Consider the following 26,479-nt stretch of genomic DNA (forward strand, 5'->3'; position numbering starts at 1 on the left):
CTTTGGTTGCCGGGCCGGGAACAGACGTAACGCTGTCTTCCCTAACGAACCCTTGTTTTTACCTCCAACTCCCGTTTTCCTAACTCTGTAGTTGAGGATATGGTTTCACCGCCGTTAAATCGTTGCGAGCTTTCCCCGGCATTTCCGAATCGAGCCATTTTCGATAAAAGCAGGCATGAGCGATATTTTCTCCCATGCCGCATTGAGCAATCTTGCCGAGTTTTCGGTGTCCGAACTGTCGGGTTCCATCAAGCGAACGGTGGAAACGGCCTTCGATCAGGTGCGTGTGCGTGGCGAGATTTCTGGTTATCGCGGGCCACATTCGTCCGGCCACGCCTATTTCTCGCTGAAGGACGATCGCGCCCGCATCGATGCCGTGATCTGGAAAGGAACCTTCTCTCGGCTGAAGTTCCGCCCGGAAGAGGGCATGGAAGTGATCGCGACGGGCAAGGTCACGACCTTCCCAGGCTCCTCGAAATATCAGATCGTTATCGAAAGCCTTGAACCGGCCGGTGCCGGCGCTTTGATGGCGCTTCTCGAAGACCGGCGCCGTCGACTGGCGGCCGAGGGACTGTTCGACCCGGCCCGCAAGCGCCGGCTGCCGTTCATGCCACACGTCATTGGCGTCGTCACCTCGCCGACGGGCGCGGTGATCCGCGATATTCTCCATCGCATTTCGGATCGCTTTCCCGTTCATGTGCTTGTCTGGCCGGTCAAGGTGCAGGGAGAAGGTTCGGGCGAGGAGGTGGCGAACGCCATTCGCGGTTTCAATGCGCTTCAGCCCGGTGGCGAGATCGCACGGCCTGACGTGCTGATCGTTGCGCGTGGTGGCGGCAGTCTGGAAGACCTCTGGAGCTTCAACGATGAGATCGTCGTGCGCGCCGCAGCGGAAAGCGAAATTCCGCTGATTTCCGCCGTCGGACATGAGACCGATACCACCCTGATCGATTACGCCGCCGATGTCCGTGCACCGACGCCGACGGGAGCCGCCGAAATGGCGGTGCCTGTGCGGGCGGAACTCGAGGCGCAGCTTTCCGGCCTCGCTGCCCGCCTTTCCGGCTCTGTCTCGCGGCAGATGGACAATCGCCGGCAAGGCGTGCGCGCCCTGGTGCGGGCGCTACCGTCGCTCGATCAGCTGCTCGCCTTGCCGCGCCGCCGGTTCGACGAGGCTGCGAGTGGTCTTGGGCGTGGACTGGAGTTGACGACGCTGAACAAGCGGCGGACATTCGAGCGTTCCGCCTCGGGACTGAGACCGGAAACCCTGTTGAATGGCCTTAAGCACCACAGGCAGAGGATCACCGAGCGCATGCACAGGGCGGAGACGCTGGTGGAACGCCGGCTGCTGCAGGGAAAAGGGCGTGTCGATTCCTTCGACTCATCCCTGCGCTCCCTACCCGCCCGGCTGCTTGGCCAAGTTGAGCGGCAAAAGGAGCGCCTTGCCACTGCCTCGCGCCGGGCCGATACTGCCGTGTTGCACCGGATGGCGCAGAACCGGTCCGGCCTTGCCGCCCATGACCGTATCCTGCAATCGCTCTCGTACAAAAACGTGCTCAAGCGCGGTTATGCTGTCATCCGCGATGAGGAGAACCGCCCTTTGACCCGCGCTGCGGCCATTGCTTCCGGTGCCGTGGTATCGATGGAATTTTCCGATGGCCGCGTCTCGGCGATCACAACCGGAGAAGGCACATCTTCCCCGGATGCCACCGCCGCGCCGAAAAAGAAGCCGGTCAAGCCAGCCTCATCGGACCCGGGCAACCAGGGCAGCCTGTTCTGATCAGATCGAAGCCGCATCCGAAAAACGGCGGCTGACGGTGAAGCTCTTCTCGATGTCGGGATGCAGTTCCATGCCGAGCCCGGCGCCCGGCGGCACCGTTATCATGCCGTTTTTCACTTCCGGCAAGGCCGTGACGAGATCACGATACCAAGTCTTGTAGAAGGCGCGCACGCTTTCCTGCACCAGCGCATTCGGCGCGTTGAGCGACAGGTGGGTGGAGGCACAGAGCACCACCGGCCCGGTGCAATCATGCGGGGCGACCGGCAGATGCCAGGCTTCCGCCATGGAGGCGATCTTGCGTGCTTCCGAAAGCCCGCCGCACCAGCTGATGTCAAGCATGACAACACCGGCAGCGCCCGTTTCCAGGAGATCACGGAAGGCCCAGCGGGAGCCGAGCGTCTCCGATGCCGAAATCGGTGCGGGCGAAACGGCGGCATATCGCGTCAGGCTGGAAAGGCTGTCCATCTTGATCGGGTCTTCGTGCCAGAAGGTCTGGTAGGGGGTCAGCACCTTGGCGATCTGCATGGCGGGCAGAAGCTGCCACATGGAGTGAAACTCCACCATGATATCCATCTTATCGCCCACCGCCTTGCGGATTTTTTCGAAAGGCTCCAGCGCGCTTTTCAGGTCCGGCATCGAGATATATTGCCCGCGTGTCTTTTCCGCCGCCGCATCGAAGGGCCAGATCTTCATGGCCGTGATGCCATCCTCAAGTAGCGAGTGCGCAAGTTCGTCCGCGCGGTGCAGGAAGCCATTCAGGTCATCATAGTCCTTGCCACCGGAAAGGCCGTAATTGGCCGTCTGCTGCCCGGTCGCCTTCTTGATATATTCGGTGCCCGCACAGGTATTGTAAGTCCGGATTTCCCTGCGGCTGAAACCACCGAGCAGCTGGGCTATGGGCTGGTTGGTGGCCTTGCCGAAAATATCCCAGAGGGCGATGTCAAAGGCGGAGTTGCCGCGCACTTCTGCGCCGGATGAGCGAAAACCGAGATAGCCCACAAGGTCTTGCGCGAGAAGGTCGATCTGCAGCGGGTCGCGGCCGATCACGCGCGGCGCGATGTATTCGTGCACATAGGCCTCGACGGTCTCCGCGCCATAGAAGGTTTCGCCTAATCCGGTGATGCCCTCATCCGTGTGGACCAGAACCCAAAGCAGGTTGGCCCGTTCCGCCACACGAACGGTCTCAAGTTTGGTGATTTTCATGAAGTGTCTCCTCCAGAGGCAGGTCGTGTTCCGTCTGGAACTGGGTTTGAGAAATCAGGCGATGCCAGCCGCCAGAAGCGCGTGCACGCTTTCATCGAAATGCCGCGCCATCAGCGTCGAGGCCGTTTGCGGATCGCCCGCGGCAACGGCCTGCCCGATGGCGATGTGTAGCTCACCGGCGGCGTGGCGCTGCGCGTCGGATGTGCGGCTTTTCCAGCCGATCGGCCAGGTCTGACGCGTCACGTTCTGGAACGCGCCAAGAATGAGTTCGAAAACAGGGTTCTTGGAAGCCTTGGCGATTGCCAGATGGAACGCCAGATCATGCTCCATGACCTTGTCGTTCTTCCCAAAATCACTCTCCATGGCCTTGGCATGTTCCAGAATGATGAGCGCTTCTGCATCCGTGCGTCGCAGCGCCGCAAGCGTCACGGTGCGAACTTCGATCGTGCGTCGTACGTCATAGATCTGCTGGATGTTGATCTGCTCGGTGTGAATGCCATGTTCGAACATCAACGACATCGCGCCATGATCCAGCGTGGCCACTGTGGCGCGCTTGCCGGCGCTGACATCGATGAGCCGCATCGCCGAAAGCGATCGGAAAGCCTCGCGGACGACAGTGCGCGAGACACCAAGCTGTTGCGAGAGCGAAAGTTCACTCGGCAGCTTTGCGCCTGGCGCCAACTCGTTCTCTCTGATGTGGCGGGTGATCGCGCCGATCGTGCTGCTGACAAGACCGGCCTCATGCGCAATTGGATTTAACATTCTTCCTCCAACCTGTCGTACAGGTTTATGAAAAAATGCTTACAGGATTCTTCTTCAGGAAACAAGCGCCGCAGACCCCTTGCCGCGGGGCCGGCGGTGACGCTTCATATTACTCCTCGAACCCCTGCAGGAACCGCTTCAACAGCCCGTCTAAAGTCGTTCGTTCTTCTTCGGTGAGACAGGCGACAAGCCGATGCTGGTTTTCGACATGCGCCGCGACCGCCGCCTCCACCACGCAAAAGCCCCGTTCCGTCAGCGATATCAAGACGCTGCGCCGGTCCTGTGGATTGTGGATACGCTCCACCATCCCTGCTTTCTCAAGCTGGTCAATCCGGTTTGTCATGGTGCCGGAACTGACCATGGTCATGGACAGCAGATCGCCGGGAGAGAGCCGATAGGGTGAGCCCGCGCGCCGTAAGGTCGCCAGCACGTCGAAGGCGGAGGAGGAGAGGCCGTGCTTCAAGAGCACCGCCTCAACCTCGCGGCCGAGGTGCGTGGTCAGCCGGTGTAAACGGCCAAGCAAGCCCATGGGCCCGACATCGAGATCGGATCGCTCCCTGCGCCATTGTGCGAGAATATGGTCGACGTGATCAGGTGGATTCTTGCTCATCGCCTATGCATAGCGAAAGGTATCTTGACGTCAAGACAAACTCCATTAAACTCAATTTATCTTGATGTAGAGATTCTTGAAATGAAGAAAAATCCGACTTTTGCAGCCGACGTGCTGGTTACCGCGCTTGCCCCCGTCATCTGGGGCACCACCTACTTCGTCACGACGGAATTCCTGCCGCAGGGATATCCACTGCATGTCGCCATGCTGCGCGCTTTGCCGGCAGGCATCCTGCTGCTGCTAATCGTCCACAGGCTGCCGCAGGGAATCTGGTGGCACCGCAGCTTCATCCTCGGCGCGCTGAATTTTGCGTTTTTCTGGGCGATGCTGTTCGTTTCGGCCTATCGATTGCCCGGCGGCGTTGCGGCAACCGTGGGCGCGGTCCAGCCTCTCATTGTGATCGGCCTTTCGCGACTGTTTCTCGCAACCCAAATTCGACCGCTGGCCATCGCCGCCGGTTTTCTCGGTATCGCCGGTGTCGCGCTACTCGTCTTGACGCCGGGCGCGGTGCTCGATGGCATCGGCATTGCCGCAGGCCTTGCGGGTGCCGTCTCCATGGCCTTTGGAACAGTACTGAGCCGCAAATGGCGCCCGCCGGTCTCGAACCTCACCTTCACCGCATGGCAACTGACCGCGGGCGGCATTCTTCTTTTACCGCTCGCCTATCTTCTGGAGCCGGCACTGCCGACGCCATCAGCGGCCAATATTCTCGGCATCGCCTATCTCGGGCTCATCGGTGCGGCACTCACCTATGTTCTTTGGTTTCGTGGGCTGGCCCGCATCGAACCTTCAGCGGCAGCCTCGCTCGGATTCTTGAGTCCTGTTGTGGCAACGCTGCTGGGCTGGCTGGCGCTCGGTCAAAGCCTCACGCCAGCGCAGATCGCCGGCTTCATGGCGGTGCTTTTCAGCATCTGGCTCAGCCAGCGCAGCCAGTTGCCGAAATAGCCGTCAGGCCCATTCGCCCTTGCGCATGACAGGAACCGTGGAGCCATCCGGCTTCACGCCGTCAATGTCCACCTTGTCGGAACCGATCATCCAGTCGATATGGATCAAGCTGGAATTGCCGCCCTGTGCCTTGATCTGCTCTTGCGACAGCGAAGCGCCGTCAAGGAAGCATTTCGAGTAGCACTGGCCAAGCGCGATGTGACATGAGGCATTTTCATCGAACAGCGTGTTGTAGAAAAGGATGCCGCTTGCCGAAATCGGCGAGGAATGCGGCACCAGCGCCACTTCACCCAGGCGCCGCGCGCCTTCGTCAGTGTCGAGGACCTTGTTCAATACGGCTTCGCCCTTCGAAGCCTTGGCTTCGACGATGCGGCCAGCTTCGAACTTTACCTGGATATCGTCGATCAGCGTACCCTGATGCGAAAGGGGTTTCGTGCTGGAAACATAACCATCCACGCGCAACGCGTGCGGCGTCGTGAAGACCTCTTCGGTGGGGATATTCGGGTTGCAGGTTACGCCGTTTTTGGCGACCGAAGCGCCGCCGTGCCATTCATGCCCGTCCGCAAGCCCGATCGTGACATCCGTTCCCGGACCGGTGAAACGCAGTGCCGAAAAACGCTCGCCATTGAGCCACGCCGACCGCTTGGCAAGATTGGCGTTATGCTGCGCCCAGGCTGCAACCGGATCGGCCACATCCACGCGCGATGCGGCGAAAATGGCATCCGCGAGCCTGCGGACAGCGTCGTCTTCCGATACATCGGGGAAGACCTGCTTTGCCCAGGACGGGTTTGGATAAGAGATGATGTTCCAGTTGATGTCGAAGTTGGAAATCTTCTCCAGCGCCGGCTTGTAGGCGGTGGAATTGGCCTTGTTGGCGCGCGCCACCTTGGCCGGATCCTGTTCGGCCAGCAGCATCGGGTTGTCGCCGGCAATCGCCAGCCGCGCTGCGCCATTGGCATAGGCTTTTGCCATGCCTTCATAGAGCCAGCCGGAAGCCCGGTCAAAATTGGCGTCGCTCGCGTGGCGATAGCGGGCAAGCGTGGTTTCTTCATCGGAATAGAAGGTGGTGACCAGCCCGCCACCGGCCATATAGGCGTGTTTGGTCAGAAAACGCACCAGCGGCAGGGCTGCCAGCGGCGCGGTGATCACCAGATCCTGATCCTTCTGCAATTGCAGGCCGACCTTGATGGCGACTTCGGCCAGTTTTTCGAGTTTGACGGGATCGATGGGAGAAACAGTCATGATCTGCCTTCGTCTATTTCATTCGGAGGCGCCGACCATAGCCCATTCCAACTGAAAGCCAAATGCTTTCAACGCTGCCTCTCGCGCTTCAATCGGCGACCAGCGGCGCGGCGATCGCGTTTAATGCCGTCTGCGCGTCGCGCGGGGAAAGCCGCAGTTGCAAGCCGCGCTGCCCACCATTCATGTAGACGTAATCATGGCCCATGGCAGTGGATTCGATGGCTGTCGGCACCTGCTTCTTCTGCCCGAAAGGGCTGATACCGCCGACGTGGTAGCCGGTTGCCCGTTCCGCTTCGGCGGGCTTCATCATGCTGGCCGATTTGCCTCCGAAGGCGGTCGCGAGCTTCTTCATGCTCACTTCCCGATCCGAAGGAACCACAACGCAGACCGGCTTGCCATCGAGCTCAGCCATCAGCGTCTTCAGCACCAGATGGGGCGGCTCGCCAATCGCTGCCGCCGCCTGCAAACCGATGCGATCGGCAGTCGGGTCGTAGTCATAGGTGACAGTGGTGAAGGCGATGCCGGCCTTCGTCAACACTTGCGTTGCGCGGGTTGTTTTCGACATGGCTAAATCTGCTTACGCAAAAAGGGCCTGATAAGTGTCCGGCTTGAAGCCGACCGTGATCTTGCCCCGCGTCTCCAGCACCGGTCGCTTGATCATGGAGGGCTGCTCCACCATCAATGCGATGGCTTTCTCCCGCGAAAGATCGGCCTTCTTCGCGTCGTCCAGTTTTTTGAACGTCGTGCCAGCCCGGTTAAGGACGGTTTCCCAGCCTGCGGCATCGCACCATGCCTCAAGATGAGCGCGGTCGATGCCGGCGGCCTTGTAGTCATGAAAGGAATAGTCGACGCCATTGGCTTCAAGCCAGCTTCTGGCCTTTTTCATCGTATCGCAGTTCTTGATACCGTAAATCGTGACCGTCATTCCATCCACCTCTACATCGCGCTCAGCATCCCGGCATAACAAATTATCCGGCTCGTTCAACCCGTCCGGCTCGACGCCCTGCGCAAATATACCGCTCAAGCTCTCGAGCCATGCAAAAATGAATTGACTGATATCCAAACGAGCGCGAGCAAAGCTGCATGGCTTCCCTGCTGCATCAGGCGTTGTAGAGCGACGCCGGAATGCCCATTATCTGGGCATCAAAGATGGAGAGAAAAAATGCGTCAGGTTGCTAAGACATCGCGTCACTTCTTCGGTGAAACTTTCGCCGTTCTCGGTGCAGCACTTTCGGTTTCGGCCGCAGTTCGCGCACATCGCAAGCCCGCCCGCGCCGACCTCGAAGCCCTCGGCATCGACGGCAAGGCATTTGACAAGGTCCAGCTCTAAGCTGCACATTGCTTCCAGCGAGGCGAAATCGCCTCGCTTGCACGATCGACGCCTTTTGGTGTTGATGCGCTCAGTGTGGACCAATGGACAAGAAGGCTGTGCCGTTGTTGCAATGTCCCATCAATTAAACCGATCGTCGGACCAACCGAAGTGAACATAGCCTGGCATACCCCTGGCTCGTAAGCCTTTAACCCGTTATTGCGCCGATGCCCTCTGCATCGACCGTTTAGAGTGTCCGATTATTTTTCCTGGTAAGTGCAGTTGGCTTTCAGGCCGCTCGTAACACTCTGCTTTCGGGGTAAGCGCGAAGCGTGCGAGTAACTCAAGCTGCGGTTCGCCCACGTGACTGCACACAAGCTCGAAGCTTCCGGCAAGCCAACTATATGGTTTCTCGACGGGCATCGGCTCAATTCTTCCACATCCGGTAATCAGCGCGAGATGGGGCGCAAAAGAGGAGGGCGCAACAAAGGGCAGGTTGGCCCGCCAAAGGGCACGTTGGAGCATCGTCGATAAAGACTGCATTTCCAGCATCTCATGGCTGCTGTGCAAAGCGAGGCTGCCGCGATTGCCAAACAGCGAGCTCTTATCGAATGTTATCGGAACGGGCCGGGCCTTGATCTCGCCGAGCGTATTCTTCAGCCGATGAACGAGCCCCTCCGGCACAACCTCAAAGCATCCAACACAAAGCAATGTTATATGCAGAACGGCTGCTGGATGAGCCTCGCGCTTCGTTTGCTTCGCCGCGTGGTGCGAGGAATCGGCAAAAATCCGTGCTGCCAGGGCTGCCGGCGGTCTCACGGTGATCAAGAGCTTGGTGGTATATTGAGAATTAAAACGCCGTACTTTCCCCGGCTCCCATCCCTCGAAGGATAGCTGCTCCAAATTCCTCGCGTCTGCCAAATCGAACCCCACCGCGGTACTCCAGGGCGTTTTGCCCAGGTTTCGACGTTATCATCATCACCGGAAAATTTAAAGAACAAAAGCGGAACGAACTTGATGACCCGGAGCAGTATTTGGGAGGAGGCTGCAGGCAATCTCCCTCATTTTTGTATTCACGAGACCTGCCGCACATGTTAGGGGCTCACTGTCGAAACAGAAATATCAGAGGTTGGCGTGACGCAGGCAATCGTCGTGATGGGAGTGAGCGGGTCGGGCAAGTCCACGGTCGCGGAAGCGCTGGCAGACAAGCTGGGCATTGCCTTCATTGAAGGCGACAAGCTGCACCCCAAATCCAATGTCGAGAAAATGTCGGAAGGCATTCCCCTGACGGACGACGACCGCTGGCCCTGGCTCGATCTGATCGGTGCTGAGTTGCAAAAGGGAAACGCGAGCGGTGGCGTCGTTGTATCCTGCTCGGCGCTCAAGAAAATCTACCGCGACCATCTGCGCAAGGCCACGGGCGGTCCACTTGCTTTCGTTTATCTGGACGGCAGCCTGGAGCTGCTCAGCCGGCGCATGGGCGAACGCAAGGGCCATTTCATGCCACTCTCGCTGCTTCAAACACAGCTTGCCACGCTGGAAGTGCCAACCGGCGAACCGGGTGTCGTCACCGTCAGCATCGACACCACACCTGATGAGATCACCAAAAATGCTCTTGCCGGACTGAAGGCGGTGACCTTCTAGGACTGTCCGGGCTGCGGAAGCAGCAGACATGGCGTGAGGTAAACGACGCCGCGTCTTTACTCGAATGCGCTAGAGGCCGAGCTTGTCCCTTAAGCCGTACCACCAGGCACCGAGCACGGTGAGCGGGACACGGAAGGTCTTTCCACCCGGGAACGGGTAATTCGGCAGCGAACTCCAGATATCGAACCGCTCGGCGTGGCCGGCAACGGCTTCGCCCAATATCTTTCCCAGAAGATGGGTCGTGGTGACGCCGTGACCGCTGTCGCCGTGCGAGAAGTAGATATTGTGCGAGAGCCTGCCCATATGCGGAATGCGCGTCAGGGTCAGCGCGAAGTTGCCGCTCCAGGCGAAGTCGATCTTCGCCTTTTCCAGCTGCGGAAATGTCTTCAGCATATTCGGCCGGATCACACCCGTCAGGTCGGCCGGGTCGCTGCCGCCATAACCGATGCCGCCGCCGTAAAGCAGACGGTTGTCAGACGTGCGGCGGTAATAATCGAGAATGTAATTAGCGTCCTCGACGCAATAATTGGCAGGAAGAAGGGCTTCGATCAGATCGGCATCGAGCGGCTCCGTCGCCATGACCTGGCTCGAGACCGGCATCATTCGCTCGCCGATTTCCGGCAGTAATGTGCCGAGATAGGCATTGCCGCAGACGAGGACATATTTTGCCTTCACGCTGCCCGTTGCCGTGCGCACGATGGGATTGACGCCCTGCTCCACCGCAATGACACGCGCGTTTTCGAATATGCGCGCACCGAGGCTTTCGGCTGCCGCCGCTTCCCCCTGAACAAGATTAAGAGGGTGGATGTGGCCACCGAAGCGGTCGATCATGCCGCCTGCATAACGATCGGTCTTCACATATTTCCCGACATCCGCCTTTGAGACCATTTCGAGCCCGCCATGGCCGTGTTTTTCCCAGTGGGCCTTATGGGCTTCCATTTCGCGGATCTGCTTCGGCGTGAAGGCGGCGAAAATACCGCCGTCGACGAGATCGCAGTCGATCCCGTATTTGGCGACGCGGCTGCGGATGATGGCGCCGCCTTCCAGCGACATTTCGCCGAGCTTTACTGCCTTGTCATGCCCGTAGCGGCCGGCGATGGTTTCGAGATCGCGGCTGTAACCATTGACGATCTGCCCGCCATTGCGGCCCGACGCGCCGAAGCCAACCCGCACACCTTCCAGCACGATGACCGCGTAACCGCGCTCGCTCAGTTCCAGCGCCGCTGAAATGCCGGTGAAGCCGCCACCGATGATGCAGACATCCGCATCCAGCGCGCCCTCAAGCGTCGGCCGCACGGTTTTGATATTGGCGGATGCCGCGTACCACGACGATGTGTGGCCGGGATTGGGAATATCGGTTACCTCAGCCATTTCACACCGTCCTGATATAGGCGTCATATTCGACGTCGGTTACACGCAGGGAAAATTCGGAAAGCTCCTGCTGTTTGCAGGCGGAGAACAGCGTGCGGTACTTCTGCCCGAGCGTTGCATATGCAAAACTCGACCGCGTGAAGCGCTGCAGCGCATAGTCCCAGTTGGTAGGCAGCGGCTCGTGGTTGATCGCATGGCTGTCGCCGGAAATCGCGCCACCCGGTTGGCGCTTCTCCTTCATGCCGGCGAGGGCCGCGCTGAGGATCATCGCAAGAACCAGATAGGGATTGGTATCGGCGCCGGCCACCCGATGTTCGATACGTGTCGCGACCTTGCTGGCAACGATGACGCGCACGGCCGCCGAGCGATTATCGATGCCCCAAGAGGCGTAGGTCGGTGCGTGTTCACTGGGGGTCAGGCGACGATAGGAATTGGCATGGGGCGCGAAGATCGCCATGCTCTCCCCCATGTTTTCCAGGAGACCGCCGACCGAATGCATCAGCGCGTCCGATGGTCCCTCTTCCCCGGAGTAGATATTCCTGCCGCTCTTGTCGAGAACGGAGAAATGCACATGCATTCCATTGCCAGCCTGGAGCCCATAGGGCTTCGCCATGAAAGTTGCGTCGAGATCGTGCCGTCGTGCGACGCCCTTGACGATGCGTTTGAGAAAGACGGCGAAATCTGCGGCCTGCAGGGCATCCGGCACATGGTTGAGGTTGATCTCATATTGCCCGGGACCATTTTCCCGCAGCGTGGTATCAGCAAGCACACCCTGTGCGCGGCAGGCGGTGGCGATGTCATGAAAGACATCCTCGAAATCCTGTAATTCGGAAATCGACAGAACCTGTGTCTGACCGGTGTGCCAGCGTCCCTCACGGCTGTGCGGTGGGCGCACCGGATCAAGCGCCGAACGAACGGGATCGATCAGGTAAAATTCGAGTTCTGTCGCCACAACGGGCGTTAGACCGGCCTTGTTATAGGCATTCAGAACCTGCGACAGAACATGGCGCGGATCGCCATAAAAACCGGTTCCATCGGGGTTTTTCATGGCTAGAAGAACCTGTGCGGTCGGCCTGCCAAGCCATGTCACCCGCGACAGTGTGCCGGGCACCGGAAAACAGAACCCATCCGGATCCCCGGTGCCCTCGGCCAGACCGGCCGCGTGCACATCCCTGCCCCAGATATCCAGCGCGTAGACGGAGCGCGGGATGGCCATTCCCTTTTCGAGCACGTCGATTGCCCTTTCGCGCGGAATCCATTTGCCGCGCGGAACGCCATTCGCATCTATGACGAAAGCTTCGAGAATTTCGATATCGGGATTATCGGCGAAAAATTTCTTTGCGTTTTCAATATCATCCATCATGCACCAGCAAGCCGTTTCCATCTCGTTCATGCGCAGCGAGTTTCGCTAACGAAAATCGTCCTGCTGCTGATAGATGAGAAACCTCGCCACCATGATGACGTTCGCCCTTTTTCCCCTTTTGTATATGAACATGTTACGTGGCCTGTTGCAGGAAGGCCAGCAGTTTCCTCTTCTTACGGATTGAACCTCTCCGGGCGATAGGCATCGATCGCGATAACCGGCTTCTCTCCCAGCATGGCTTCGGCTATGACCCGGCCCGTAATCGGCCCGAGGGTAAGACCATGATGGGCGTGCCCGAATGCGAACCACAATGTTTTGTGACGCGGCGCCTTGCCAATGATCGGCATCATGTCCGGTGTGCATGGCCGCGCACCCATCCATGGCTCAGCATCGAGCCTTCCGCCGAGTGGGAAAATGCTGCGCGCCACACGCTCCGCGCGGTCGATCTGCACGGGGGATTTCGGTGCGTCGCGCTCGGCAAACTCTGCTCCGGTCGTCAGCCGGATGCCCTTCCGCATGGGCGCAAGAAAATAACCGCGCTCGGCATCGATCAGCCAGTTATTGAGCCTGGCGCCCTCCTGCAGCGCATAATGCATGTGATAACCGCGCTTCACCCCGAGCGGGAAGCGATAACCCAGTCGTTGCGTCACGATATCGGCCCAGGGGCCCAGCGCCGCGACCGCCTGCTCGCCCTCGACCGCACCTGTCGCCGTGCGCACCGTCCAGCCGCTTGTGGTCTGGCTCAGTGTCGAGGCATCGCCCCGCACGACGCTGCCGCCGAGGCTTTCGAACAGCTTTACATAAGCAAGCGTCAGCCCGTGCGGATCAAGTACGGACCACGGGTCATTCCATTTCAGTCCACCAACAAAATCCCGGGAGAGGTGCGGTTCGGATGCCGCAAGCTCTTTGGCATCCAGTTTGGTGTGGGAAATGCCGTTTTCGCGGGAAAGACGCTCGGCGAAAGCATAATCGGCATCTCGCCTCTCTGCGGTTCGATAGGCTTCCATCCAGCCATTTTTGACAATCAGTTCACCCGCCCCGGCCTCATCGATCAAGATGTTATGCTCGGACACCGAATGTTCGATCAAAGGCGTATAGGCGCGGGCGATTGCGGCGTGCCTGGCGGCGGCTGAATTATACCAGTAGCGCCCGAGAAACGGCGCGATTTTGGGAAGCGCGGAGAGGCGATAACGGACATCGATCCTGTTGTTCAGCGAGTAGCGCAGCAAGAGCGCAAGGTCCTGCGGAAAACCGTAGGGCACCACGCCCTCTCTCTGGATCAGGCCGGCATTGCCAAAGGATGTTTCTTCCCCCGGCCCGCGCCGGTCCACCAGCACCACCGACTTGCCCCGTCGGGCGAGTTGCAGGGCCACCGAAACTCCGATGATGCCCGCTCCTAAAACGATCACATCCGCTGCCATCGCAATCCATCCAATTCCATGTCACCTTTATCGCAACATGGGTCGGCCTGCTGCGCAAAGCAACAGGAAGTCATCGCCTTGAACGAAATACCGATGCGGCTTACTGGCTCACCGCTTTCGTTTCCACGGCCTCGATATTGAAGGCGGCGGCGAGCAATGCCTTGGTGTAGTCCTGCTGCGGATTGGCAAAAACCTCAGCCGCAGGGCCACTTTCAACCACCTTGCCGTGACGCATGACGATGAGATCGTTGGCGAGCGCCTTCACCACCTTCAGATCGTGGCTGATGAAGAGATAGGCCAATTCGTGTTTTGCCTGCAGATCCCGCAGCAGATCAACCACCTGCGCCTGCACGCTCATGTCAAGCGCGGATGTCGGCTCGTCAAGCATGACGAAACGGGGCTTCAGCACCATGGCGCGGGCAATGGCGATGCGCTGGCGCTGGCCGCCGGAAAATTCGTGCGGATACCGCCAGCGGGTGGCCGGATCAAGGCCCACCTCCTCCAGTGCCGTGGCGACACGCGTATCGCGCTCGACGGCCGATAGCGACCGCTCATGCACCTTCAGGCCTTCGGCAATGATTTCGCCAACGGACATGCGCGGGCTGAGAGAGCCGTAAGGGTCCTGAAATACCACCTGAAGCCGATTTCTCAACGGCTTCATCATCTCATACGAATAATGGTCGATCGACTGACCAACGAAGCTGATACGCCCCTCAGACGCGATCAGCCGCGAGAGCGCAAGGCCAAGCGTGGTCTTGCCGGAGCCGGACTCGCCCACCACGCCAACGGTCTGGCCGGCGCGCAGGGTAATGTCGATGCCGTCAACCGCCTTCACATGGTCGACAACGCGACGCATCAACCCGGATTTGATCGGAAACCAGACCTTGATGTCTTCACCCTGCATGACCACTGGCTTGCTGGCATCGGAGTGCGGCGGCTCGCCCTTCGGCTCGGCAGCCAGAAGATGGCGGGTATAGGCGTGCTGCGGATCGGTAAACACCTGCTCTACCGTGCCGGTCTCGACAATCTTGCCCTTGGTCATGACGCAGACACGGTCGGCAAACTTTCGGACGATACCGAGGTCGTGGGTGATGAACAGCATGGACATGCCATGTTTCGCCTTCAGATCGCTCAAGAGTTCGAGGATCTGCGCCTGGACCGTGACGTCGAGTGCGGTGGTCGGCTCGTCGGCGATCAGCAGTTTCGGCCGGTTGGCGAGCGCCATGGCGATCATCACGCGTTGCCGCTGGCCTCCAGACAATTCGTGCGGATAGGCCTTCAGGCGCTTTTCCGGCTCGCGGATGCCGACCTGCAACAACAATTCGAGTGTGCGTTGACGCGCCTCCGCGCCGGTAATTGCCTGATGCAGCTCCAAGATTTCGCCGATCTGCCGCTCGATGGTGTGGAGCGGGTTGAGCGAGGTCATCGGCTCCTGGAAGATCATGGTGATATCGTTGCCGCGCACCGCACGCAGGGAGCGCTCCGGCAATGTCAGCATATCCTTGCCATCGAACAGGATTTTGCCGGAGGGGTGGCTTGCGGCCGGATAGGGCAGCAGTTTGAGAATGGAATTTGCGGTGACCGACTTCCCGGAGCCGGATTCCCCGACGAGGGCAACGACTTCGCCCGGCATCAGGTCAAAGGAGACGTGATCGACGGCGACACTGGTCGCGCCGCCCTGATGGAAGGCGACGGAGAGATCACGGACGGAGAGAAGCGGCTGAATAGTTGTTTCCATCATGGCGATCACCGGAACGTCTTGCGTGGATCGAAGGCGTCGCGAACGGCCTCGCCGATGAAGATCAGGAGCGACAGCATGATGGACATCGTAAAGAATGCCGTCAGGCCTAGCCAGGGAGCCTGGAGGTTGTTCTTCCCCTGCGCAATCATCTCGCCCAGCGACGGCGATCCCGGCGGCATTCCAAAACCGAGGAAGTCGAGTGAGGTGAGTGTCGTGATCGACCCTGAGAGAATGAAGGGCAGGAAGGTCAGCGTTGCCACCATGGCGTTGGGCAGAAGGTGGCGGAACATGATCGTCCAGTTACCGACCCCGAGTGCGCGGGCCGCCCGGACATATTCGAAGTTTCGGGCGCGCAGGAATTCAGCGCGGACAATGCCCACAAAGCCGACCCATGAAAACAGCAGCATGATGCCGAGCAGCACGAAGAAGCCCGGCGGCAGGATGGCCGCGATGATCAGCAGGATGTAAAGCACCGGCATCGACGACCAGATTTCGATGAAACGCTGCAGAAGCAGGTCCGTCCAGCCACCGAAATAGCCCTGGATAGCGCCGGCGGTGACGCCGACAATGGCAGAAGCAATGGTCAGCGTCAGACCGAACAGCACGGAGATGCGGAAGCCGTAGATCATCCGCGCCGTGACGTCGCGGGCCTGATTGTCGGTGCCGAGCCAATTAAGATTGCCAAGCGTGCAGCCGGGATCGGCATCGCCCTGCGGGTAGGCCGAGCAGCGCTCCTTTTTATCCATCAGCCAGAAAGGTGCCGTGGGCGCGGAATGCGGAATATTGGAATTGACCGTCTGGTAGGAATACCGGATCGGCGGCCAGATCATCCAGCCATTGGCGTTGATCTCGTCCTGAATGAAGGAGGATTTGTAATCGGTCTGGGCGAGAAAACCGCCAAATTTTTCCTCCGGATAATCGACCATGACCGGCACGAGAATCTCGCCCTTGTAGGAGGCGAGGATGGGTTTGTCGTTGGCGATGAATTCCGCCATGAGGCTCAGGAAGAACAGGATCAGGAACAGCCAGAAGGACCAGTATCCACGGCGATTAGCCTTGAAATTCTGCCAACGGCGCTTTGTGGTTGGCGAAAACCACGGGCGCTTGGGCTTGACCAGCATCTCTGTTCCGGCGGGATGAGCAAGCGACATCACACGTCCCTCCGCTCGAAGTCGATGCGCGGATCGATCCATGTGTAGATGAGGTCAGAGAGCAGGCCGACAACGAGACCCATCAGCGAAAAGATGAACAGCGTGCCGAAGACGATCGGGTAATCACGGTTGACGACCGAGAGATAACCGAGCCGGCCGAGGCCATCCAGCGAGAAGATATTCTCGATGAGCAGCGAGCCGGTGAAGAAGGCCGAGATGAAGGCGCCCGGAAAGCCGGCGATCACGATCAGCATCGCGTTGCGGAAGACATGGCCGTAGAGAACCTTGCGTTCCGTAAGACCCTTGGCTCGGGCGGTGATGACATATTGCTTCTTGATCTCGTCGATGAAGGAATTTTTGGTCAAAAGCGTCGTCGTCGCGAAGGCAGAGAGCGAGAGCGCGATGAGCGGCAATGTGAGGTGCCAGAAATAGTCGATGATCTTCTGCCACCAGTTCAGCTGGTCGAAATTGTCCGACACCAGGCCGCGGAGCGGAAACCAGTCGAAGAACGATCCGCCGGCGAAAAGCACGATGAGCAGGATGCCGAACAGGAAGCTCGGCACCGCATACCCGATGATGATGATGCCCGATGTCCAGACATCGAAGGTCGAGCCGTCGGAAACGGCCTTCTTGATGCCGAGCGGAATGGAAATCACATAAGAAATGATAAGAATCCAGAAGCCGAGCGAGGCCGAGACCGGCAGCTTGTCGATGATGAGATCGATGACCGACGAATTGCGGAAGAAGCTGTCGCCGAAGTCGAAGCGGATGTAATTCCACATCATTTCAAGGAACCGGGTGAGCGGCGGTTTGTCAAAACCGAACTGCTTTTCGAGCTTCTTGATCAGCTCCGGATCGAGCCCCTGCGCGCCGCGATATTTCGACCCGCTTTCATCGAAGCCGCCCCCCTGCCCCGTGAGGTCGCCGCCGCCAGAGAGGCGGTCGGAAGCGCTGTCGCCCTGCCCCGTCAGCTGCGCGACGACCTGTTCCACCGGACCGCCCGGGGCGAACTGGATGACGAGAAACGAAATGCCCATGATGCCGATGATGGTTGGGATCATCAGCGCCAGACGTCTGAGGATATAGGCGCCCATCAGCCTTTTCTCCCAGCCGTTCGGTCAGCGTCTTTCGTCTGGGTCAAGCCCGGTCCTTTCCTCAAAGCAGCGTCGTGCGCATTTCAAGCGATTCGTCCTGGCCTATGTGAATCAAGCCTTGATCGCGAAAGCAAGGCCGGCGTCATTTTCCGGCCTGGCTGGACCACCAGGCTTCGGGAAATCCGATGCCGTATTCGGGCAGGTTTTCCGGGCGGACAATCGTGTTCCAATAGGCGATGAACAGCTCGCCACGGTAGAATTGCGGAATGACATAGCTGTTGGCGAGCAGCACCCGGTCGAGCGCACGGGCAGCAGCGACCTGCTCATCGCGATTGGGCGCAAAAATGACCTTGCGCACCAAAGCATCGACGGCCGGGTTCTTGATGCCGGCGAGGTTGTTCGATCCCTGACGATCAGCAGCCGCCGAACCCCAGTAATCGGCTTGCTCGTTGCCCGGGTTGGCCGACGTCGCCCAGAGCTTGACGATAATGTCGTAATCGAAGCTGCGGGTGCGGTTGGTGAATTGCGAGGCATCGACCGTGCGGATCGTCGCGTTGATGCCGATTTTCTTCAGACTCTGCACATAGGGAAGGATCGTTCGTTCCATGCCGGCGGAATCAATCAGGAATTCCATATCGAGTTGCTGACCGGTCATCGCATTGACCATGCGGTTGCCGCGCAACTCGTAACCGGCCTCCTTCATCAGCTTGACGGCCTCGCGCAGATTGTCGCGCTGCTTGGCCGGATCGCCCGCCACCGGGTTCTTGTATTCCGTCGTGAAGACCTCAGGTGGGACCTGATCCTTGAGCTCCTGAAGCAGTTCCAGTTCTCGACCCGTCGGCAGGCCAGATGAAGCCAATTCGCTGCCCATGAAGAAGCTGTTGATGCGCTGGAACTGGCCATAAGCCAGCGTGCGGTTGAGTTCCTCGAAATCGAAGGCATAGTTCAGCGCCTTGCGCAGTTTCGGGTTCTGGAACTTTTCCCGCCGCATGTTCGGCACAAAAGCCTGCATGATGCCGACGGAACGGTAGATGTTCGGCAGCTCCTCCTTCTTCACCCGACCGTCTTTGACAGCGGGAAAATCATAACCCGTGACCCAGCGGCTGGAGGAAGCTTCCCGCGCGAAATCGATCGTGCCCGATTTAAATGCCTGGAATTCCACGTCCTGATCGGCAAAAAAGGTGTAGGCGATGGTTTTGAAGTTGTTCATCCCCACGTTTACGTTGACGTCCTTACCCCAATAATCGTCACGGCGTTCATAAGTGATGGTCGATCCGGGGGCGACGGCAGCGATCTTGTAGGGGCCCGAACCCATGACGGGCTCCAGCGTGCCGCGCGAAATGTCACGCGGCTTCCCGTCCGGGCCGGTGCCTTCCCACCAGTGCTTGGGAACGATCATCAATTGACCGACGATCTGCGGCAGCTCGCGATTGTTCTTTTCATCGAAGGTGAAGGTGATGTCCCTGTCACCGCTCACTTCCGCCTTGGTGACGTGGGTGTAATAGGTCGCAAGCTGCGGGCTCAGGTCCTTGGCCTTTTCGAAGCTGAACACGACATCCTCGGGCGTCACAGGCTTGCCGTCCGCCCATTTGGCCTCCTGCCGCAGGCGGAACGTGGCTTTGGAAATATCGTCGGGATAGCTGACGCCTTCCGCCAACAAACCATAGGAGGCCGAGAGTTCCTCTTCCGTCGATTTCATCAGCGTATCGAAGACGAGCGACAGGCCCGTTGCCGCCTCGCCCTTCGCCAGCAGCGGGTTTAGTGTATCGAAGGTGCCCGATGTCGAGAGGCGCAACGTGCCGCCTTTGGGCGCATTGGTGTTCACATAATCGAAGTGGTCGAAGCCATCGGGATGCTTCAGCTCCCCGACCGTCGAAATCCCCTTTCGCCAGACATCGCCCGACTGGGAAAAAGCCGCCGCCGGGATCAGCAGGGCGGAGGCCGTGAGGGCAATGAGAAAGCGGGATTTCAGTGGTGCCAATATCATCGGGTCAATGTCCGTGTTCTTGTACTTGCTCAAGAGAGCATAAAAGAAAGATTGGCAAAAAACAGATGCGCTGTCTCACAAGCTCTTTATCGACGTATTTATCCTGCTTTGCGCGGGCCAAGCGAAACATGGTTTCAACAAAATCCCGTTCCAGTTTATCCTCAGAGGTAGAGAATCAACTGATCGGGCGGGCACGGCTACATGACGGCGGGATCATCCAGAATTTTCAAGGCAGCGATGCTCACGATGTCGGTCGTCTCGGCGCTGCAATGGCAGATCGAGACCGCATCGGCCGAAGACAGGCCCGCAAAAGAAGTGTTCGGCCACATGGCGCTGCCTTCCGCCGCAGCTTCCCAACCGATCGGCTCTTATGCCAAAGGCTGCCAGGCTGGCGCCATCGCCATGCCTACCGATGGCCCCGGTTGGCAGGCCATGCGCCTTTCCCGCAACCGGCGCTGGGGCCAGCCGCAGCTGATTTCCTTTCTTGAGCGATTTTCGCAGGATGCCCAGAAGATTGGCTGGCCGGGCCTGCTGCTTGGCGATATTTCCCAGCCACGCGGCGGTCCTATGCTGACAGGGCATGCCTCGCACCAGATCGGTCTCGATGTGGATGTCTGGTGGCGGCCCATGCCCACTCCCCGGCTGACGGTGGAGCAGCGAGAGACGGTGCCCTTCATCTCGATGCTGGACAAGAGCAAGTTTCTGACGGTTGACGACCGCAAATGGTCGCCGCTGAATGCCCGGCTGGTGATGATGGCGGCAAGTTACCCGCAGGTGGAGCGTGTCTTCGTCAACCCGGCCATCAAGCAGAAGCTCTGCCAGACATGGACTGGCGACCGGACCTTCATGGGCAAGATCAGGCCGATTTACGGCCATGACGAGCACTTCCACATTCGGCTGGAATGCCCGCCCGGCGCGCCCAATTGCAAACCGCAGGCATCCGTCGGCAAGGGCGATGGCTGCGACAAGTCCCTTGCCTGGTGGTTCACCAAGGAGCCATGGGCGCCGCCGAAAAAGAACCCCAATGCCAAGCCGGTAAAGCCGCGCCAGGTGATGGTTTCCGATCTGCCGGCGGCCTGCGCTGCTGTTGCGGCAGCGCCGTCCGCCAATCCCGAGGGGATTGCGGCTCAGGCCTATTCAGCCTCTCCGGCACAGGCCGTGCGACAGCAGAATGTAGAACAGGTCATTCAGAGTGCTCCGGCCATCCAGCCGCCATCCGATATTCCCCTCCCGACCCAGCGTCCGACATTGAACTGAAACAGAACTGAGGCATTCAACAGCTTCCCTTTTCAAATGGCGGCAAGCTGTTATAGAAGGCTTCAAATCGATTTAATTCTAATGACACAGGCTGGGATCATGGAAGGGCTACGCTGTATCGCGCTCATCGCTCACGACGAGAAAAAAGACGATATGGCGGACTTCGCCCGTCAGCATCAGAAGGCGCTTGCCAAGTTCAAGATCGTCGCCACTGGCACCACCGGCGGGCGCGTGCAGGAAGCCTGCCCGGGCCTCGAAGTCATTCGGCTTAAAAGCGGGCCGCTCGGCGGCGACCAGCAGATCGGCGCGATGATCGCGACAGGCGAAGTCGACATGCTGATCTTCTTTACCGATCCGCTGACGGCCATGCCGCATGACGTCGACGTGAAGGCGCTGACCCGGCTGGCAACGGTCTACGATATCCCCATGGCGCTCAACCGTGCCACTGCCGAAAATCTCATCGACTTCCACGTCGCCAACTGACCCTCCCACCATGGAACAGGCAATGCCGAAGACGTCCGATACCGAATATCTGTCCTTCCCAATCCTTCTTGGCGACATCGGTGGCACCAATGCCCGTTTTTCCATCCTGATCGATTCCTTTGCGGAGCCCGTGCATCTCACCACAGTGAAGACGGCGGAATACCCAACTATTGACGACGCTATCCAGCAGGCGGTTCTGGACAAGACCTCGCTTCAGCCCGTCTCGACCATTCTTGCCATCGCTGGCCCGATCGAAGGTGACGAGATACCGCTCACCAACTGCCATTGGGTCGTCAAGCCGAAGGGCATGCTCGCCAATCTCGGGCTCAAGGATGTCATCGTCATCAACGACTTCGAGGCGCAGGCGCTCGCGATTGCGGCTCTTGACGACGACAACCGCGACGCCATCGGCTCCGGCAAAAAAGACGTGCTGGCCTCTCGCGTGGTTCTTGGACCGGGCACGGGACTTGGTGTGGCGGGTCTGGTTTATGCGCGCCATATGTGGTTCCCGGTGCCTGGCGAAGGTGGCCATATCGATATCGGCCCGAGAAGCGCGCGTGACTATGAGGTTTTCCCGCATATCGAAACCATCGAGGGCCGCGTCGCCGGCGAACAGATTCTATGCGGACGCGGGCTGGTCAACCTTTATCGGGCCATCTGCAAGGCCGACGGCATCGGGCCTGTCTTCTCCGATCCCGCCGACATCACCTCGCACGGCCTTTCCGGCCAGAATGCACAGGCGAAAGAAACGCTGTCGCTGTTCAGCACCTATCTCGGCCGCGTGGCGGGTGACCTTGCGTTGATCTTCATGGCCAAGGGCGGCGTTTATCTGGCCGGCGGCATTTCGCAGAAGATCGTTCCGGCGTTGAAGAGCCCGGAATTCCGCGCCGCTTTCGAAGACAAGGCGCCGCACAGCGCGCTGATGCGGACCATTCCCACCTTCGTCGTCACCCATCCACAGGCGGCGCTTTCAGGTCTTGCCACCTACGCCAGAACGCCTTCGGATTTCGGCCTGTCGCTGGACGGGCGGCGCTGGAGAGCCTGATCGTTGCAAGGGTCGGCCAGCTTTGATGCTTGCGAAGCGCAGAGGCGCTCTTTAACGTCATGGCGGAAAATAACCATCATCCGATACCGGCGGGTTTCGATCCGTCTGACATGAGAAGTGAGTGACAGCATGAGCGGCAGCGACATGAAACTGGTGGTGGTCGGCGCGGCAGGCCGGATGGGACAGGCGCTGATCCGCCTCATTCACCAGACGCCGGGCGTTCAGCTGCACGCCGCCGTCGCGCGTGAAGGCTCCGCCTTCGTGGGACGCGATGCCGGAGAGATTGCCGGTCTCGGACCAATCGGTGTCGAAATTACCAGCGATCCGCTGCAGGCATTTCTCCATGCGGAAGGGGTGATCGATTTCACCTCGCCGGCAACGAGCGTCACCTTTGCGGGCCTTGCCGCTCAGGCGCGCATCGTGCACGTCATCGGCACCACGGGCTGCTCAGCGCAAGACGACGAAAAATTCAAGGCAGCGTCCCGCCATGCCCGTATCGTCAAGTCGGGCAATATGAGCCTCGGCGTCAATCTGCTCAGCGTTCTCACCCAGCAGGCGGCGCAGGCGCTGGACGAACAGAACTGGGATATTGAAATTCTCGAAATGCACCACAGGCACAAGGTGGATGCGCCCTCTGGCACAGCACTGCTGCTCGGCGAAGCGGCCGCCGCCGGTCGCAACGTCGATCTCGCTGCCTCTTCCGTGCGGGTGCGCGACGGGCATACGGGCGCTAGAGAGATCGGCACCATCGGTTTTGCCACATTGCGCGGCGGCTCTGTCATCGGGGAGCACTCAGTCATTTTTGCCGGCGAAGGTGAGCGCGTTGAGCTCTCCCATTATGCTGGCGACCGCTCCATCTTCGCACGCGGCGCGATCACGGCAGCCGTCTGGGCCCTGGACAAGAAGCCGGGCTTCTATTCCATGCTTGATGTGCTCGGTCTTTCGCAGATGGAATAAGCCGGTATTCTAATTTTCGACCGTGAATTCGACTGTATCGGCGGAAAATCGGCTGACGGCATATTGCACCGGCACGCCGTCCATATCGGCGTTCAATGCCTGGGTGACAAGCAGGATAGCCCCCGGCGATAATTCGAGATCGGCAAGATCCTGCGTATCCGCATGGATAGCAGAAATGACGGTTGAGATGCGCACATAGTCCTCCACGCCCAGCATCTTGAAAGCTGCCGTGATCGAGCCACTGTTCTGATAGGCCTCCCCTATCCCGGCGAAACGATCCGCCGGAAACCATGTTGTCGAGCGGGACACCGGCCGGGTGTCCGCCTTGCGCAGCGTTTCAAGACGGACAAGCGGCGCACCCACCGGCATTTGCAGCCGGGCCGCGAGATCGGCATTTGCTGGCTCGGTGGTGTGGGAAAGCAGCAGCGCCTCCATTTCCTTCACCTGATCGCCGATGCCGGCCGTGAACCGCGTGCGCAGCGAAATCGGAAAGCTCAGACGCTCCTTGCGTGCGATCAACGTGCCGCGTCCCTGCATCGGCTCGAGAATGCCTTCGCTGGCCAGCGCGGCAATGGCGCTGCGAACGGTGTGGCGGTTGACGCCGAATTTTTCGGCGAGCGTCATTTCCGGTGGCAACATTCCGGTTTCGTCGTGATCGCCAGCCGCTATCTCACCCCTGATCCGGTCGGCAATCTGCCGCCAGAGTGCAACGCCGTTCTTTCTTTTCATTGCTGCTGATGGGCTCATGTCACACGCTTGTCATTCATCGCCATTAAATGTAGCTTATATTGTATAGTTGTCTACACCAATAGACATTTGAGGTCAAGCGATGGATAGCGAAGCTGCGAATATGCAGATGGAGAGGAAACGAGTGGCGGCGCTTCTTGCCCGCGCCACCGTTCAGGAACTTGAAACGGTCTGGAGTCGGCAGGATGCCAGCCCGCAAACGGAAAATGTGCGTGGGCCTGAAACCGGCCTCGTCATGGTCAAAGGCCGTATTGGCGGCGGCGGTGCGCCTTTTAATCTCGGCGAGACCACAGTCACCCGCGCAACCGTTAAGCTTGCCTCGGGAACCGTTGGCCACGCCCATGTTCTCGGCACCGGCCGCAAGAAGGCCTGGTATGCGGCCGTTTTCGACGCGCTCTGGCAGGAAAACCGGACCCGGGACTTCATCGAGAGTGAGCTTCTTTCACCTGTCGAAAAAAGACTGCGTGACGAGAAGGCGCGAAAAACAAAGGAAACCGCTGCCACGCGGGTCGATTTCTTCACCATGGTTCGAGGAGAGGACTGATGAGCGTCGAGGCAGAAGCACTGACCGGCGGCTTTTCCGACGCGGTCTTCGATTCTCAGCGAATTTTTAAAAAGTTGATGGACGGCATGGCGCGTCCGGGTACACAGCAGACCATCGAGACTACGGTCGCTCCGCCCACGGCGCTCGCCCGGGCAACCGGGGCTGTTCTGCTCGCACTGTGCGACCACGATACCCCGGTCTGGCTGAGCGGCACGTTGCGCAAGACCGCAGTGCCGGGCTGGATCGGCTTTCACACCGGCGCGCCGGTGGCGGAAGAAAAAGCGGCTGCGCATTTCGCCGTCCTCGAAGCGGGCAACGCCATCGCCTCCTTCGGCCTTTTCGCCCAAGGCAGTCAGGAATATCCCGACCGTTCGACCACGCTGATCATCGAGCTGCCCGACCTTGAAGGCGGGCGGGAATTGCTGCTCTCCGGACCGGGCATCAGAGGCGTCAACACCATTCGCCCTATCGGCCTGCCAGACATATTCCACCTGCTTTGGGCAGAGAACAACGCCACCTTCCCGCGTGGCGTCGATGTCATACTGACGGCTGGCGATAGATTCGTCTGCCTGCCGCGCACGACGCGCATCAAACCAGTGGAGGCGTAAGATGTACGTTGCTGTCAAAGGCGGGGAGACCGCCATAGCCAACGCCCACCGGCTGCTGGCCGACAAGCGGCGCGGAGACCGTGACCTACCGGCGATGAACGTTTCGCAAATCGTTTCGCAGCTCTCGCTCGCGGTGGACCGGGTCATGGCGGAGGCGTCGCTCTACGATCAGTCGCTTGCAGCGCTGGCCGTCAAGCAGGCCCGCGGCGACATGATCGAAGCCATCTTCCTGCTGCGTGCCTACCGTACCACGCTGCCGCGTTTTGGATATTCTGTCCCGGTGGACACCGCTGCAATGACGGTGCAGCGGCGTGTATCCGCCACTTACAAGGATTTGCCCGGCGGGCAGTTGCTGGGCCCGACCTTCGATTATACCCACCGCCTGCTCGACCCCTCCCTGCTCGAGGACGACCCTGTCGAAGCCGCCGCCCAGCGCGAAGGTGAGCAGGAATATGTCATGCGCGTTTCCGATATTCTTGCTGAGGAGGGACTGATCGAAAGCGACGGTGGCATGCCTGACGATCACGTTGCGGGCGACCTGACGCGGGAACCAATGGAGTTTCCGATGCCGCGTGACCTGCGCCTGCAGTCGCTGGCGCGTGGCGATGAAGGTTTTCTCCTTGCGCTCGCCTACTCCACGCAAAGAGGCTACGGCCGGACGCACCCCTTCGTTGGAGAAATCCGCATTGGCGAGGTCGAGGTTGAACTCGACGTTCCCGAGCTTGGATTCACTGTCTCCCTCGGCGATATCCACGTGACTGAATGCCAGATGGTGAACCAGTTCAAGGGTTCGGCAAAGGCGCCGCCGCAATTCACACGCGGTTACGGTCTGGTATTTGGACAGAGCGAACGCAAGGCTATGGCCATGTCTCTTGTCGACCGGGCGTTGCGGGCAGGAGAGTTCGGCGAGGATGTGGTCGCTCCCGCGCAGGATGAGGAGTTCGTTATTTCACACGCCGACAACGTGCAGGCCACCGGCTTTGTTGAACACCTGAAATTGCCGCACTACGTGGACTTTCAGGCCGAACTCGGCTTGGTCAGAAAGATGCGCGCGGATTTTGACGCGATCAACGCCGATGGGGCCGTGTGGATGGGCGATGCGGCCGAATAAGTCAGCGGCTGTGCTGCTCGCCGAACCAGTAAGCACAAAAGACGGTCGATGCCGCAAAGACGGCAAAGAACACGGCTGCAAGAATTCCAATCTCCATGAGCTTGTACTCC

General features: G+C 59.5%; 26 protein-coding genes. 11 read left to right on the forward strand and 15 right to left on the reverse strand.

Annotated features, from left to right (window positions below; translation table 11 throughout):
- Positions 1 to 175: 175 nt before the first annotated feature.
- Positions 176 to 1,774, forward strand: coding sequence for an exodeoxyribonuclease VII large subunit (gene xseA, locus FS804_RS08755; RefSeq protein WP_063949426.1), 1,599 nt, complete (start codon positions 176 to 178; stop codon positions 1,772 to 1,774).
- Here the strand turns inward: xseA and FS804_RS08760 are convergent, their stop codons facing one another.
- From FS804_RS08760 to FS804_RS08770, 3 genes are all read right to left on the reverse strand, one after another.
- Positions 1,775 to 2,977 carry a mandelate racemase/muconate lactonizing enzyme family protein gene (locus FS804_RS08760; protein WP_144576184.1) on the reverse strand — a complete coding sequence of 401 codons (1,203 nt, stop codon included), beginning with the start codon at positions 2,975 to 2,977 and terminating at the stop codon, positions 1,775 to 1,777.
- Positions 2,978 to 3,031: 54 nt separating this feature from the next.
- Positions 3,032 to 3,739 (reverse strand): FadR/GntR family transcriptional regulator, encoded by a 708-nt coding sequence (locus FS804_RS08765; RefSeq protein ID WP_144576185.1) that lies wholly within the window; start codon positions 3,737 to 3,739, stop codon positions 3,032 to 3,034.
- Between the two features lie 109 nt (positions 3,740 to 3,848).
- Positions 3,849 to 4,349: a MarR family winged helix-turn-helix transcriptional regulator gene (locus FS804_RS08770; protein ID WP_144576186.1), complete on the reverse strand. Its 501-nt coding sequence runs from the start codon at positions 4,347 to 4,349 to the stop codon at positions 3,849 to 3,851.
- 81 nt (positions 4,350 to 4,430) lie between these two features.
- On the opposite strand from FS804_RS08770, the gene FS804_RS08775 reads away from it, so the two are divergent.
- Entirely contained in the window at positions 4,431 to 5,294 is an 864-nt protein-coding gene (locus FS804_RS08775) for an EamA family transporter (protein WP_144576187.1), read from the forward strand.
- Positions 5,295 to 5,297: 3 nt separating this feature from the next.
- Here FS804_RS08775 and FS804_RS08780 read toward each other — a convergent pair whose 3' ends face one another.
- From FS804_RS08780 to FS804_RS08790, 3 genes are all read right to left on the reverse strand, one after another.
- Entirely contained in the window at positions 5,298 to 6,536 is a 1,239-nt protein-coding gene (locus tag FS804_RS08780) for an aminopeptidase (RefSeq protein WP_144576188.1), read from the reverse strand.
- A gap of 88 nt (positions 6,537 to 6,624) precedes the next feature.
- On the reverse strand, positions 6,625 to 7,101 hold the full coding sequence (gene ybaK, locus FS804_RS08785) for a Cys-tRNA(Pro) deacylase (RefSeq protein WP_063949420.1): 477 nt from the start codon (positions 7,099 to 7,101) through the stop codon (positions 6,625 to 6,627).
- A gap of 12 nt (positions 7,102 to 7,113) precedes the next feature.
- The gene (locus FS804_RS08790) at positions 7,114 to 7,461 is read right to left on the reverse strand and encodes an ArsC family reductase (RefSeq protein WP_144576189.1); all 348 of its coding nucleotides are present in this window, start codon (positions 7,459 to 7,461) and stop codon (positions 7,114 to 7,116) included.
- 237 nt (positions 7,462 to 7,698) lie between these two features.
- Here FS804_RS08790 and FS804_RS24930 point away from each other — a divergent pair, with 237 nt between their 5' ends.
- On the forward strand, positions 7,699 to 7,866 hold the full coding sequence (locus tag FS804_RS24930; protein WP_172801619.1) for a hypothetical protein: 168 nt from the start codon (positions 7,699 to 7,701) through the stop codon (positions 7,864 to 7,866).
- A gap of 195 nt (positions 7,867 to 8,061) precedes the next feature.
- Here FS804_RS24930 and FS804_RS08800 read toward each other — a convergent pair whose 3' ends face one another.
- A complete protein-coding gene (locus FS804_RS08800; protein WP_144576190.1) occupies positions 8,062 to 8,778 on the reverse strand; it encodes a 2'-5' RNA ligase family protein in 717 nt (238 codons plus the stop codon).
- Between the two features lie 222 nt (positions 8,779 to 9,000).
- On the opposite strand from FS804_RS08800, the gene FS804_RS08805 reads away from it, so the two are divergent.
- Positions 9,001 to 9,489 (forward strand): gluconokinase, encoded by a 489-nt coding sequence (locus FS804_RS08805; protein WP_186376741.1) that lies wholly within the window; start codon positions 9,001 to 9,003, stop codon positions 9,487 to 9,489.
- A 69-nt stretch (positions 9,490 to 9,558) separates the two neighbouring features.
- On the opposite strand, the gene FS804_RS08810 is transcribed toward FS804_RS08805, so the two are convergent.
- The 7 genes from FS804_RS08810 to FS804_RS08840 form a co-directional block, all read right to left on the reverse strand.
- Positions 9,559 to 10,860: an FAD-binding oxidoreductase gene (locus FS804_RS08810; RefSeq protein WP_186376711.1), complete on the reverse strand. Its 1,302-nt coding sequence runs from the start codon at positions 10,858 to 10,860 to the stop codon at positions 9,559 to 9,561.
- 1 nt (position 10,861) lies between these two features.
- On the reverse strand, positions 10,862 to 12,223 hold the full coding sequence (locus tag FS804_RS08815; RefSeq protein ID WP_186376742.1) for a glutamine synthetase family protein: 1,362 nt from the start codon (positions 12,221 to 12,223) through the stop codon (positions 10,862 to 10,864).
- 173 nt (positions 12,224 to 12,396) lie between these two features.
- Positions 12,397 to 13,644 carry an FAD-binding oxidoreductase gene (locus FS804_RS08820; protein WP_144576192.1) on the reverse strand — a complete coding sequence of 416 codons (1,248 nt, stop codon included), beginning with the start codon at positions 13,642 to 13,644 and terminating at the stop codon, positions 12,397 to 12,399.
- Between the two features lie 100 nt (positions 13,645 to 13,744).
- Complete coding sequence (locus tag FS804_RS08825; protein ID WP_144576193.1) at positions 13,745 to 15,385, reverse strand: ABC transporter ATP-binding protein; 1,641 nt, start codon at positions 15,383 to 15,385, stop codon at positions 13,745 to 13,747.
- 5 nt (positions 15,386 to 15,390) lie between these two features.
- Complete coding sequence (locus tag FS804_RS08830; protein WP_371417848.1) at positions 15,391 to 16,506, reverse strand: ABC transporter permease; 1,116 nt, start codon at positions 16,504 to 16,506, stop codon at positions 15,391 to 15,393.
- A gap of 29 nt (positions 16,507 to 16,535) precedes the next feature.
- Positions 16,536 to 17,630, reverse strand: a complete 1,095-nt coding sequence (locus FS804_RS08835; RefSeq protein ID WP_144576195.1) for a microcin C ABC transporter permease YejB — start codon at positions 17,628 to 17,630, stop codon at positions 16,536 to 16,538.
- 142 nt (positions 17,631 to 17,772) lie between these two features.
- Complete coding sequence (locus FS804_RS08840; RefSeq protein WP_144576196.1) at positions 17,773 to 19,617, reverse strand: extracellular solute-binding protein; 1,845 nt, start codon at positions 19,615 to 19,617, stop codon at positions 17,773 to 17,775.
- Between the two features lie 201 nt (positions 19,618 to 19,818).
- Here FS804_RS08840 and mepA point away from each other — a divergent pair, with 201 nt between their 5' ends.
- From mepA to dapB, 4 genes are all read left to right on the forward strand, one after another.
- A complete protein-coding gene (mepA, locus tag FS804_RS08845) occupies positions 19,819 to 20,874 on the forward strand; it encodes a penicillin-insensitive murein endopeptidase (protein ID WP_144576197.1) in 1,056 nt (351 codons plus the stop codon).
- 99 nt (positions 20,875 to 20,973) lie between these two features.
- Positions 20,974 to 21,357 (forward strand): methylglyoxal synthase, encoded by a 384-nt coding sequence (locus tag FS804_RS08850; protein WP_063949794.1) that lies wholly within the window; start codon positions 20,974 to 20,976, stop codon positions 21,355 to 21,357.
- A gap of 22 nt (positions 21,358 to 21,379) precedes the next feature.
- Positions 21,380 to 22,402, forward strand: coding sequence for a glucokinase (locus FS804_RS08855; protein WP_144576198.1), 1,023 nt, complete (start codon positions 21,380 to 21,382; stop codon positions 22,400 to 22,402).
- 129 nt (positions 22,403 to 22,531) lie between these two features.
- Positions 22,532 to 23,359, forward strand: a complete 828-nt coding sequence (dapB, locus tag FS804_RS08860; RefSeq protein WP_144576199.1) for a 4-hydroxy-tetrahydrodipicolinate reductase — start codon at positions 22,532 to 22,534, stop codon at positions 23,357 to 23,359.
- A gap of 9 nt (positions 23,360 to 23,368) precedes the next feature.
- Here the strand turns inward: dapB and phnF are convergent, their stop codons facing one another.
- On the reverse strand, positions 23,369 to 24,106 hold the full coding sequence (phnF, locus tag FS804_RS08865) for a phosphonate metabolism transcriptional regulator PhnF (protein WP_144576200.1): 738 nt from the start codon (positions 24,104 to 24,106) through the stop codon (positions 23,369 to 23,371).
- Between the two features lie 82 nt (positions 24,107 to 24,188).
- Between phnF and phnG the strand changes: the two genes are divergently transcribed.
- Genes phnG through FS804_RS08880 form a run of 3 tightly spaced genes read left to right on the forward strand, consistent with a single transcriptional unit; the run spans position 24,189 to position 26,369 of the window.
- On the forward strand, positions 24,189 to 24,650 hold the full coding sequence (gene phnG, locus FS804_RS08870; protein ID WP_144576201.1) for a phosphonate C-P lyase system protein PhnG: 462 nt from the start codon (positions 24,189 to 24,191) through the stop codon (positions 24,648 to 24,650).
- Positions 24,650 to 25,258: a phosphonate C-P lyase system protein PhnH gene (gene phnH / locus FS804_RS08875; protein ID WP_186376712.1), complete on the forward strand. Its 609-nt coding sequence runs from the start codon at positions 24,650 to 24,652 to the stop codon at positions 25,256 to 25,258. The genes phnG and phnH overlap by 1 nt, the downstream gene beginning before the upstream one ends.
- A gap of 1 nt (position 25,259) precedes the next feature.
- Positions 25,260 to 26,369 (forward strand): carbon-phosphorus lyase complex subunit PhnI, encoded by a 1,110-nt coding sequence (locus tag FS804_RS08880; protein ID WP_144576203.1) that lies wholly within the window; start codon positions 25,260 to 25,262, stop codon positions 26,367 to 26,369.
- Positions 26,370 to 26,479 lie beyond the last annotated feature (110 nt).

It is taken from the genome of Agrobacterium sp. DE0009, from assembly GCF_007680755.1.
In the GTDB taxonomy this organism is placed as follows: Bacteria; Pseudomonadota; Alphaproteobacteria; order Rhizobiales; family Rhizobiaceae; genus Agrobacterium; species Agrobacterium tumefaciens_B.